Below are 10,975 nucleotides of genomic sequence, written 5' to 3'. Positions count from 1 at the left end.
CCAAATGAAAAAGAACCGCTCCTCTTCCCTGTGGAAAGCAGGCGCGTTTGTCGTCTTCCTGATCGCGATTGTGATTGTGGCTTTCACGATCGAAATTCCCTCGGTTGACGAAATCCAAGCGTGGGCAGCAAGCACCGGAACCCTCGGTGCGGGCATCTTTGTGCTCGCCTACGCGATTCTCACCCTTACCCCCGCGCCGAAAGCGGTCATCAGCATCGCCGCGGGCCTCGCTTGGGGGCTGTGGATCGGCACGCTCCTCGTGCTCGTCGGAGCCGTTGCCGGTGCAGCACTGTCGTTCTGGATCGGTCGGATGCTCGGCCGCGACGCCGTGGAACAGTACACCGGTGGCCGGGTGCGAGCTGTGGACGAAATGCTGCAGAAGCGCGGACTGCTCTCGATGATCGCGCTGCGACTCATCCCGCTCATTCCGTTCACCGTCATTAACTACGCCGCCGGCCTCACGGCAGTGCGCGTGCGTGACTACATGCTTGGAACCGCCATCGGCATCATCCCCGGAACTATGGCCTACGTCGCTGTCGGAGCCTCGGGTGCCGAACTCAACAGCAGCCTCTTCATTGCTCTCGGCGCGCTCGGCGTGCTCACGATCGGCGGGGGAATCGCTGCTTCACGTCTGCGCAAGAAGGACGCCGCTGCGGCTGCGGCTGCAGCTGCCGGTCAGGTAGCAAACGACAGCGCGGGCGACATCACTGCGGAGAAAATCTAACCATGCTGGATGTCCAGCTGCGTCGAGCGGTCAGCAAGCCCCTGAACGCCATGGCTTCGGCTCTCGACGTGCCCTGGATCACGCCTGACCGTCTCACGATGGCCGGGCTCGTCATCGGGCTGAGCAGTGCGGCGCTCGCCGCTACCCAGCTTTGGGCTCTGGCGGTAGTCGCGTGGCTGGCCTCGCGAGTGCTCGACGGGCTCGACGGAACGCTGGCTCGGCGCCGGCTTGCTGCGGCATCCGCGCCTCGTTCGCCTGCCGCAAGCGAAGCGGGGGGCTTTCTCGATATCGTCGCCGATTTTGTGGTGTACGGCGCGACCGTTGTGGGCGTCGCGATTGGTGCCACGACTGCGTTTGCTGCGCCGTGGTGGCCGTTCCTGATCGTCTTGTTTGCCTATTACATCAACGGCGCCGCGTTTCTGGCGTTCTCGTCGATCGCCGAACGCACAGGCCGCACGCTCTCGGACGACGACAACCGATCGCTGTTCTTTCTCGGTCGCATCGCCGAGGGCGGCGAGACAGTACTTGTTCACACCCTGTGGCTTGTGTTGCCGTTCATCGCCTGGCAGATCGCGATGGTCTGGAGCATTGTCGTTCTTGTCAGTGCCGCCCAGCGCATGATCGTCGGCTACCGCCTGCTGCGCTAGGTGCGGGGCTTGCCCAAGATCGCCCGTCGCACGCGAACCAGCAGCTGGATGCCCGACTTCACGACGCCGCTCTTCAAGCGGTACTGCACGTCAGCGATGGCGGCGTTCCACAGCGCATCGCTGAACGTCGGATAGGCATGGGTGGCGCCGGCCAGAGTGCTCGTGGAGAGCTTGGCGCTCACAGCAACGGTCAGTTCGCCGAGGCTCTCGCCGGCACGGGGGCCGACGATGGTTCCGCCGAGCACGCGGCCGCTTGAGCTGACGACGATCTGCGCGAAGCCATCTTCTTCACCCTCGGCGATGGCGCGGTCGGTGGAGCCGTGCTCGCCGGTGAAGACGCGGTGCTTGCCTTCGACGGCGTCCGCAGCGGTGAGGCCAACGGCGGCGATTTCGGGCGAAGTGAAAGTGACGCGGGGCACAACCGCCTCGTTGAACTTGCGGCGCAATCCGAGGATGGCATTGGTGCCGGCGGTGCTGCCGCTCACGCCCGCAATGTGGCTGAACTTCGGCAGCCCGGCCACGTCTCCCGCCGACCAAATGTGCTTGTTTGTGGTCCGCAGCGAGGCATCCACGTCAACGTAGCCCTGGTCGGTGACGTCAACGCCGGCGGCTTCGGGGGCAAGGGTGTCGAGATTGGGCGTGCGGCCGATTGCGGCAAGCAGACGATCGAAGGCTACGCGAGTGCCGTCATCAAGAACTAGTTCGCCACTGAGTCCATCGCTCGAGACCACTTCAACGGCGCTGCGGCCGTTCAGCACGGTGATTCCGTCGCGGTCGAAAGTCGCTTGAAGCACGGCGCTAGCGCGCTCTTCTTCCGCGGGAAGAATGCGGTTGCTGCGGTTCACGATCGTCACGTCAGAACCGAGTCGAGCCATCGCTTGGCCGAGTTCACTGCCAATGGCGCCGCCGCCGAGAACGACGAGGCGCTGGGGGAGTTCGCCCAGCTCCCAAATGCTGTCGCTCGTGAGCATCTGGATGGTGTTGGTGCCGGTGAAGGTGGGAACGCGCGGCACAGTGCCGGTAGCGATGACCGCCTGCACGAAGGTGTGGCGAGTGCCATCGATTTCGAGAGAGTGGCGGCCAGTGAAGCGCGCATCGCCGTGAGCGACCTCGATGCCGAACTCGGCGAAGGCTTCCACCGAATCGTGCGGTTCAATCGTTGCCACGGCGCTCTGCACGTGGCCCATCGCGCGAGCGAAGTCGACCGTCACGTTCTCAGCCGTGACGCCGAAGCGTTCCGACGTGCGCGCAACGTGGGCGGCATGAGCGGCGGCGATCAGTGACTTGGAGGGAACGCAGCCGGTCCACAAGCAGTCCCCACCGAGGCGGTGTCGTTCAACAAGCAGCACGCGCGCGCCAAAGCGGGCAGCGGTTTTGCTGGCGACGATTCCGGCGCTGCCGGAGCCGATGACGATGAGATCCCACTGAGCGGGCATGCGTGTTCCTTTCGAGAGGGCGTTTGCCCACAGTCATGTTTAGCAGCGCATTGTTCAGCGAACCGTACGCTAGGTCACAGTTCGCTGGGAGGGCTCGCCCGTAGCATCGGGTCATGGCTACTGAAACTACTGAGAATTCCGTTCCCGCAGACGCTCCCCGCTACGACGGGCTCAAGGCTGTCTTCATCAACTGCACGCTCAAGAAGAGCCCTGAGATGAGCCACACGCAGGGACTCATGGATTCGAGCATCCAACTGATGCGTAGCGCCGGCGTTCACGTCGATAACGTGCGCCTCATCGACCACGACATCGCGATCGGCGTCTACCCCGACATGCGCGAGCACGGCTGGGAGAAAGACGCCTGGATGGACGAAGTCTGGCCGCTCATCGAAGCCGCCGACATCCTCGTCATCGGTGGACCGATCTGGCTCGGCGACAACTCTTCAGTGACGCGGATGCTCATCGAGCGTCTCTACGCCATGAGTGGCGAGTTCAACGACAAGGGCCAGTACGTCTTTTATGGCAAGGTCGGCGGCGCGCTCTTCACCGGTAATGAGGATGGCGTGAAGCATTCCGCCATGTCCGTTCTCTACAGTCTTCAGCACATTGGCTACGTCATCCCTCCCGCAGCGGATGCCGGCTGGCTCGGCGAGATCGGCCCTGGCCCCAGCTACCTCGACGAGGGCTCGGGCGGCCTCGAAAACGATTTCACCAACCGCAACACCACCTTCATGTCGTGGAACCTCATGCACTTGGCCTCAATTCTCAAGAACGCCGGCGGCATCCCCGCCTACGGAAACACGCGCAAGGCGTGGAACGACGGCGAACACTTCGGCTTCGAAGCCAACCCCGAATACCGCTAGCGAGTAGAGGCGAGCGTGTCATGATGGATTCCTGTGGCGAGAGAGTGGCGTCAGCCCCTCTGGCGGGCGAACGCCCGTGGTCGCCGCAGCGAAGGGATCCTGAACCACTCATGCCGATCGACAATGGTTCTTTTAGTTGCTTGAGCGAAGTTGACCTCTTCGCCGATCTCTCGCCTGCTGAGATCGAGCAGATGGACCGCATGGCACCCTCGCGCTCATACTCGCTCGGTGAGATGGTGTTCAGCCAGAGCCAGCCCGTCACCGCGCTCTTCATCTTGAAGAAGGGCCGCATCCGCATCTTCCGCGTTACGGAAGAGGGTAAAGCCCTCACAATGGCCATCCTCGAGCCCGGTGCAGTCTTCGGCGAGATGATGATGGTCGGCCAGCGCATGTACGACAACTACGCCGAAGCGATTGACGACGTCGAGATCTGTCTCATGAACACGGCGGATGTTGAGCGCTATCTCATCGCCGACCCACGCATCGCAATCCGCATCTCGCGCCATCTGGGAGAGCAGGTGGTGCGGCTCGAAGAGCGCCTCACTGACCTTGCGCTGCGTCCGCTGCAGTCGCGCGTGTGTAGCACTCTGCTTCGTTTGGCGGAGTCAGCGCGCACGCCGCGATTCACGCATCCGACCATCCGCCTCAGCCACGACCAACTCGCCGGGCTGCTCGGCGCCACCCGCGAATCGACGAGTAAGACTATGTCGGAACTCGCCAGCCGCGGCATCATTCGGCAGGGCCGGGCTCGCGTTGTCATTCTCGATGCGGATGCTCTGGGCCAGTTAGCTCGCCAGTCGAACTAGCGGCGCTCACGGGCGCTCGCGGGCGATGAAGTAATTCTTACTCTCTTCCGCCCGGAAGGTTGCAGGGTTACTCTTCACTCATGAACACTGGGTGGGACATAAAAATGGTGGTGGCTGCGGCATCCGCGATGCTTCTCGGTGGGGTGCTTGCCGGGTGCGTTCCCGCGGAGCCAGAAAGCGCAACGACAGCGAGCGCTCCGCCGGCCACAGCGTCGCCGAGTTCTAGCCCGATTCCGACTCCGGATCCACTGATCCTCCCGGGCTGCGACACTTTGTTGCCGCTGAACGACGCGAAGAGTCTGTTCTCTCCCTCGACCGTGGTCCTGGGGGCTGACGACACGATTCCTATTCGCGGCGACGGGTTGCCCGAGATCGACACCGCGGCGGGCAATGCCTCCATTGCGAAGAACTGTCTTTGGGGAGTTCCCAATTCGGATGGCGGCTTCACCGTGGTGGTAGCCGACATTTCCGAGACGGATGCCACCAACCTGCAAGATGCGCTGCTCGCAACCGGATTCACCGGTGCCAGCGCGGGAACGGTGACAACGCTGGAGAAGGAGTTCGAAACCGCCGTCGGGTGGAGCGCTGAGACTCACTACTTCGTGAGCGACCTCTGGGTCTACGTCTCCGGCACGAGCATAGGGCTCACCGTCGACGTCGCCGACGCCGTGCTCGACCAAGTGCGAACGGCGAACCCCACGCGCACTTACTGACTCCGGTCTTCCTCCGCTAACGTCAGTAGCAACCACTCATGCGCTCCCGGGCGCACGCTCTGTCTGCCCGCAGCGAATTAATCGCCGCGCATGGTCGATGGGGGATGGCCACCAAAACGAACGTAAATCAAGTTTGCACAGTCAATCTTGATCATGTACGTTTTGTCTAGCCATCCAATGACGGATAAGGCCTAGGAAGGAACCTGGATCCAAGTGAACACACCTCTTGATTCCAAGAAACTGCGAGGCCTCGGCATCGCAGGACTCTTGGTAACAGCACTCACGCTATCCGCCTGCACAGCACCCGCAGAAGAATCCACGCCCGACGCCGGCGATCTCCTGATTTCTCAGGAAGCCTGCGACCGCAATGCCGCGGCGGGAACCATCACCTACATCTCCGGATACGGATACTCGGCCAGCGCCGGCCAACTCGACGTATTCCTCGCCGAAGAGCTCGGCTACTTCAAGGACCTGTGCCTCGACGTAGAGATCAACGCCTCCGGAGCGAACGGTCAGCAGCTCGTTTCCTCGGGCCAGGCCGAGTTCACCGCCCTCGGTTCAGCATCCGATGTCATGCTCGCCGCTGCCAACAGCCAGAACCTCACGGCAGTAGCGACGTATGGCAACACCCCGCCGTTCTCGATCTTCGCCAATGAGAAGATTGAAAGCCTCAAGGACCTCGAAGGTGGTTCACTCGGTTACTTCATCAACCTCACTCCGATCGCCTCCGCCATGTTGGATGCCGCTGACGTTGATGTCAGCAAGGTCGAACTGATCAAGATGACCAACTACGACCCCACCGTGGTCACCCGCGGCCAGGTCGACGCGATCGTCGGCTACGCCTCGAACCAGCCAGAGAATCTTCGTGCCCAGGGTCTGCCGTTCAGCGAGTTCTTCCCCTCTGACGTTGGTGTTGAGGGCACGTATAACGTCATGGAGGTCAACTCCGAGTTCCTCGCAGAGAACCGCGAAGTCGCCGCTGACTTCATGCGCGCCTCGCTGCACGCTCTGCAGTTCTGCCTCGACAGCTCCGACGAATGCCTCGACATGATCGCGCAGCTCGCCGAAGACAACGGTCAAGGTTCGGCCTTCCCGCGCGATCAGCTCGAACGCACCTGGAACGTGGAATCGCAGTGGGTCAAAGACAGCAACAGTGGGCTCCCCGGAGCCCAGACTGCCGCTGACTGGGCAGCCGAGTACGAACTCGTCAAGCAGTTCGGCAACGTCGACAGCCTTCCTGCCATTACCGACATGATGGATGAAACCCTCGTCTCTGATCTCTATGCAGACGGCGAACTGATCTGGCCGGGAAACTAACCCGACCACCCCGCTCGGATGCCGCACCACCCCACCCGGTGCGGCATCCGGCTTCACAACTCAGGGAGTAACTGTGGAAACCGCACAGCCACACGCCGGCGTTCATATCGAGGACGTCTCTAAGAGCTTCGGCCCCGAGGGGGCGCGCACGCTCGTGCTCAACCACGTGAGCCTCTCAATCAAGATGGGCGAGTTCGTCTCCGTTATCGGCCCGAGTGGCTGCGGAAAGTCGACTCTGCTCAAAACTGTTGCCGGCCTCATCGAGGCAGACAGCGGCACCGTCAAGGTCGACGGGATGACAGTGAAGGCCGCCACAAAGAACAAGATGATCGGTCTTGTTCCTCAGTCTCCCGCGCTGCTCCCGTGGCGCACGGTGCTCGACAACGTGCGCCTGCCGATGACCGTGAACCCCCAAGCAAACGCGAACCGCAACCTGCGCGATCCGCGCGAGATTCTGGAGTCGTTCGGCTTGGGCGCTGCGCTCGACAAGTACCCGGGCCAGCTTTCTGGGGGAATGCAACAGCGCGTCGCTATCGCCCGCGCCTTCGTGTTCGACCCGAGCGTGCTGCTCATGGACGAGCCCTTCTCCGCTCTCGATGAGATGAACCGTGATGCTCAGCGACTGGGCCTGCTCGATTTCTGGCAGTCCAACCGTAAGGCCGTCATGTTCGTGACTCACTCGGTGCCGGAGGCGATCATGCTCTCTGACCGCATCGTGGTGATGGGGGCGCATCCAGGCCACATCGCAGAGATCATCGATGTTCCCTTGCCGCGCCCGCGCACGATCGACGTCTACGCGACCGATGAATTCCGCGACCTTGAGGGTCACGTACGCGAAACGCTGCGCGAAGTGATGGGACAAAAGAGTGCCTAAGTCACGCAAGAACGAGGACACTATGTCAACAACCGAAACCTCCGCTCTCGCCGTTCAGGCGGCCACGAGCGCCACGGGCCGTCGCTTTTCGCCACTAGCCTCTGCCAAGCTCAAGCAAAACCTGCGCTGGACCAACTGGGCTCCTGCGGTGATCACCTTCGTGATTGCGGCAGCGCTCTGGCAGATCACCGCGATCGCGAACCCGTACGTGATTCCTACGATCGACCAGGTCTGGATGAGCCTGGTCAAAGACGCCGACACGTACTGGGCCAACATGCTCGTGACGAGTCTTGAGGTCGCCGTGGGTGCCAGCTCGGGCATCATCGCCGGGTTCATTCTGGCGATCATCATGGCCGAGTTTCAGGTCATGGAACGCGCCGTCATGCCGCTCGTCGTGGTCGTGATGGTCACCCCGATCGTCGCGATCGCTCCCGCACTCGTGGTGGCCTTCGGCTTCGGCATGACCCCCAAGTTCATCGTGACGGCGCTTGTGGTGTTCTTCCCCATGCTCGTCAACTCGCTTGCCGGGCTGCGAGACGTGGATGACCGTGCTCTCGATGTGATGAAGACGCTGCATGCCAGCCGCTGGGAAATCTTCCGCGACCTGCGCTTCACCGGCTCGATGCCCTACGTTTTCGCGGGACTGCGCATTGCGCTTCCGCTGGCGATCGTTGGTGCGGCCGTTGCCGAGTTCGTTGCGGCCGGCCAGCAGGCAGGGCTCGGATCACTCGTCACGATCGCCGCGGCCCAAGCCAACTTGCCTGTTACCTGGGCCAGCATCGCGCTGCTTTGCCTCATGGGAGTGATTCTGATTTCTCTCCTCGCGCTCGTTCGTAAGCGAGTGCTCTGGTGGAGCGATGGAGCTGCCGTGGGCCGCTAAATCCCCACCTTCGGCACCTTTTCCCGCCACCACTCTGTCCTTTTCCACCCCCAGATTTTCTCCCCACCACGAAAGGTTTCACCATGAAGAAGCTTCGCTTCGGTCTATTCGAAAACCCCCAGGCCAACGACTCGGGAACGTCCACATGGCGTCACCCCGACAACAAGCGGGACATGTTCGACCGCCTCGATTACTGGCGTGAAATCACGACCATCTGCGAAGAGGCCGGCTTTGACTTCATGTTCTTGGCGGATGCCTGGGGCTGGGCCGACGTCAACGGCGAGCGTCCCGAGATCTGCTCGGTCGAGGGCCTCGACCTGCCGCGCCTCGATCCCGCGATTCTGGCTGCTGCCCTCATCTCGACCACCACGAACCTCGGACTCGTACTCACGGGATCCACTCTTCTTGAACAGCCCTACGCCTTTGCGCGCCGCATTGCGAGCCTCGACCACCTCTCGGGTGGGCGCATCGGCTGGAACGTTGTCACGACGGGTACCGCGGAGACGGCATCGCAGGCGTTCGGTGTTCCGATGGTGGCGCACGATGAGCGTTATGACATGGCGGATGACTTCATGGAGGTCGTCTACAAGCTGTGGGAGGGCGCTTGGGAGCGCGACGCGCTCGAGCGCGACAAGAACGGTCGCTTCGCTGACCCGGCCAAGGTGCACCGTATCGAGCACGATGGCCCGTACTTTAAGTCGCACGGTTACGGAAACTCGTCGTACTCACCGCAGGGCACCCCGGTGCTCTTTCAGGCCGGCACCTCACCGCGCGGTCGCGAGTTCGGCGGCAAGCACGGCGAGGCCGTCTTCCTCGGTGGCGGTTCGGTCGAGAAGGTTGCCGAGCAGGTGGCATCCATTCGTGAAGAAGCCGTGAAGAACGGTCGCGCTGCCGACTCGGTCAAGATCATGTCGGCCTTCACGTGCGTGATCGGCGACACCGAAGATGAAGCAAAGGCCAAGCTGCAAACGGTGTTGGATGCCGAGAGCCCCGACGTTGCTGTTGCCTCCTACGCGTGGTTCACGGGCCTCGATCTCTCGTCCTTCGACCCGGCGACGCCGATGAAGGAGCTGCACACCGAGCTCTCGCAGACCCAGATCACGCGCTTCGGCGACCAGACCGTTGGCGACGTTCTCGCGCAGTGGCACGGCAACGGTGTGCGCAGCAAGCCTTTCGTGGGCACCGCTGAACAGATCGCTGACGAGATGATCGCGCTCGCTGAGGGCGCCGACCTCGACGGCTTCTTGCTGACGCCGATGATTCAGCCAAGCTCGACGATCGAGTTCATCGAGAAGGTGCTGCCGATTCTGCGCGAGCGTGGAGTTGCGGGCGAAGGCTATGACGCTCCGACCCTGCGCGAGCGCTTGCTCGGAACCGACGACTCGGTCCTGCGCGACGACCACCCGGGAGCGGCGTACCGCGCCACCGCGGGCGACTCAGCGGCAGCCGAGTCGGCTCACTAGTCGGTAGTGGTTCGAGCGGGGCGGTCGCCATCTTCACCGGCAAAGACGTAGTCGCCGGCACTGATGCGGCCGATCACGTCTCGAGCCCACTGCTGCTCTCCGCGCAAGCGGGAGGTGGCCAGTTCGAAGATTTCTCGCACGTACGCGGGAGTCGACGTCGAGGCCGCGACATCGCCGATGTGGTAGGTGTTGCTCGCGATGCGGGCATCGATTTCGGTGACGCGGTGTTCGAGTCCGGCGAGTACCTCTTCGCGCTGCAGGGCGTACATGAACGAGGTGAGAACCATGACGGGTTTGGTGTCGAAGACCTCGACTGTCCAGAGCGTGTCGCGCAGCATCCGGAGCAGTTCAACTTCGCCGGCTTCGGTCATGCGGTAGGTCGTGCGCTCGGGGCGGTTACCGGCAGACTCGGTGCCGTTTTCGGCGAGGTAGCCATCGTTCTTGAGCGAACGCAGCGCGTTATAGATCGATCCGGGCTGAATATTGGCCCACTCGTCGATGTGCCAGGTCATCAGTTCACGGCGCAAGAAGTAGCCGTGAACTGGCTGGAACTGGTTCACAGCTCCCAGTACGACGAGGCGAGTTGTAGTCGACATGCCCCCAATCGTAGGGCAACCATCCCCGCCACAGGGGGAAAAGTCGCTTGTTTACATGATCAAAAATGACTAACATGTAGTCCATTGTTCAAACTTGACTAGCAGTCGCTGGTTGAACATCCTAAGCAAAGGAGTCCGCTCATGTCCCCCAAGGCCACTGCGGAAGAAGTTTCCCCCCAAGTCGCTCTTCGTCGAGCGCTGTCCCTCTTTCCCACCGGCGTTGTCGCCTTGGCCGCCGTTGTTGACGGCCAACCCACCGGAATTGCCGTGAACTCCTTTATCTCCGTTTCGCTCGAGCCGCCGCTGGTTGCCGTGTGCCCCGCGCGCACGTCAACCACCTGGCCTGTGCTGGCTCGCGCGACGCGCATCGGGCTCAGCGTTTTGGGCGCTGATCAGGAACAAACGGCACGCAGCCTTGCCTCCCGCACCGGCGATCGCTTCGCCAACATCGATTGGCGTGCGACTGAGGGTGGGGCTATCCACATGGATGGTGCGGCTCTGTGGCTCGAGTGCGAGATCCGTCACAGCTTCGATGGCGGCGACCACGAGATTGTGACTCTTGAAGTCATCCACTCTGAAGCTTTTCCTGAGGTGACCCCGCTTGTCTTCCACCTCAGCCAGTTCCGCGGGCTCTAGGCCACGCGAGTGCTCGGCGC

At 62.3% G+C, this 10,975-nt stretch carries 12 protein-coding genes; 10 read left to right on the top strand and 2 right to left on the bottom strand.

Annotated features, from left to right (window positions below; translation table 11 throughout):
• The first annotated feature begins 4 nt into the window (after positions 1–4).
• Both ACWTV3_RS07665 and ACWTV3_RS07660 read left to right on the top strand, forming a co-directional pair.
• A complete protein-coding gene (locus ACWTV3_RS07665; protein ID WP_498477595.1) occupies positions 5–724 on the top strand; it encodes a TVP38/TMEM64 family protein in 720 nt (239 codons plus the stop codon).
• Positions 725–726: 2 nt separating this feature from the next.
• Positions 727–1,371 (top strand): CDP-alcohol phosphatidyltransferase family protein, encoded by a 645-nt coding sequence (locus tag ACWTV3_RS07660; RefSeq protein ID WP_498477594.1) that lies wholly within the window; start codon positions 727–729, stop codon positions 1,369–1,371.
• On the opposite strand, the gene ACWTV3_RS07655 is transcribed toward ACWTV3_RS07660, so the two are convergent.
• A complete protein-coding gene (locus tag ACWTV3_RS07655; RefSeq protein WP_498477592.1) occupies positions 1,368–2,807 on the bottom strand; it encodes a dihydrolipoyl dehydrogenase family protein in 1,440 nt (479 codons plus the stop codon). The genes ACWTV3_RS07660 and ACWTV3_RS07655 overlap by 4 nt on opposite strands.
• A gap of 113 nt (positions 2,808–2,920) precedes the next feature.
• On the opposite strand from ACWTV3_RS07655, the gene ACWTV3_RS07650 reads away from it, so the two are divergent.
• The 7 genes from ACWTV3_RS07650 to ACWTV3_RS07620 all read left to right on the top strand — a co-directional run bounded on the left by ACWTV3_RS07650 (position 2,921) and on the right by ACWTV3_RS07620 (position 9,723).
• Positions 2,921–3,670 carry a flavodoxin family protein gene (locus tag ACWTV3_RS07650; RefSeq protein WP_498477590.1) on the top strand — a complete coding sequence of 250 codons (750 nt, stop codon included), beginning with the start codon at positions 2,921–2,923 and terminating at the stop codon, positions 3,668–3,670.
• 110 nt (positions 3,671–3,780) lie between these two features.
• Positions 3,781–4,476, top strand: coding sequence for a Crp/Fnr family transcriptional regulator (locus ACWTV3_RS07645; protein ID WP_498477589.1), 696 nt, complete (start codon positions 3,781–3,783; stop codon positions 4,474–4,476).
• An 80-nt stretch (positions 4,477–4,556) separates the two neighbouring features.
• On the top strand, positions 4,557–5,189 hold the full coding sequence (locus tag ACWTV3_RS07640; RefSeq protein ID WP_498477588.1) for a hypothetical protein: 633 nt from the start codon (positions 4,557–4,559) through the stop codon (positions 5,187–5,189).
• Between the two features lie 213 nt (positions 5,190–5,402).
• Entirely contained in the window at positions 5,403–6,506 is a 1,104-nt protein-coding gene (locus ACWTV3_RS07635; RefSeq protein ID WP_498477586.1) for an ABC transporter substrate-binding protein, read from the top strand.
• 73 nt (positions 6,507–6,579) lie between these two features.
• On the top strand, positions 6,580–7,380 hold the full coding sequence (locus tag ACWTV3_RS07630; protein ID WP_498477584.1) for an ABC transporter ATP-binding protein: 801 nt from the start codon (positions 6,580–6,582) through the stop codon (positions 7,378–7,380).
• A gap of 22 nt (positions 7,381–7,402) precedes the next feature.
• Positions 7,403–8,260, top strand: coding sequence for an ABC transporter permease (locus ACWTV3_RS07625; RefSeq protein ID WP_498477582.1), 858 nt, complete (start codon positions 7,403–7,405; stop codon positions 8,258–8,260).
• 83 nt (positions 8,261–8,343) lie between these two features.
• A complete protein-coding gene (locus ACWTV3_RS07620; RefSeq protein WP_498477580.1) occupies positions 8,344–9,723 on the top strand; it encodes an NtaA/DmoA family FMN-dependent monooxygenase in 1,380 nt (459 codons plus the stop codon).
• Here ACWTV3_RS07620 and ACWTV3_RS07615 read toward each other — a convergent pair.
• Positions 9,720–10,319: a PadR family transcriptional regulator gene (locus tag ACWTV3_RS07615; protein ID WP_498477578.1), complete on the bottom strand. Its 600-nt coding sequence runs from the start codon at positions 10,317–10,319 to the stop codon at positions 9,720–9,722. The genes ACWTV3_RS07620 and ACWTV3_RS07615 overlap by 4 nt on opposite strands.
• A gap of 141 nt (positions 10,320–10,460) precedes the next feature.
• Here ACWTV3_RS07615 and ACWTV3_RS07610 point away from each other — a divergent pair, with 141 nt between their 5' ends.
• On the top strand, positions 10,461–10,955 hold the full coding sequence (locus ACWTV3_RS07610; RefSeq protein ID WP_498477576.1) for a flavin reductase family protein: 495 nt from the start codon (positions 10,461–10,463) through the stop codon (positions 10,953–10,955).
• Positions 10,956–10,975: the final 20 nt, after the last annotated feature.

It is taken from the genome of Salinibacterium sp. AL4.1, from assembly GCF_059767305.1.
The sequence above is the reverse complement of the archived record's forward strand: the minus strand, read 5'-3'. Positions and strand labels throughout refer to the sequence as shown.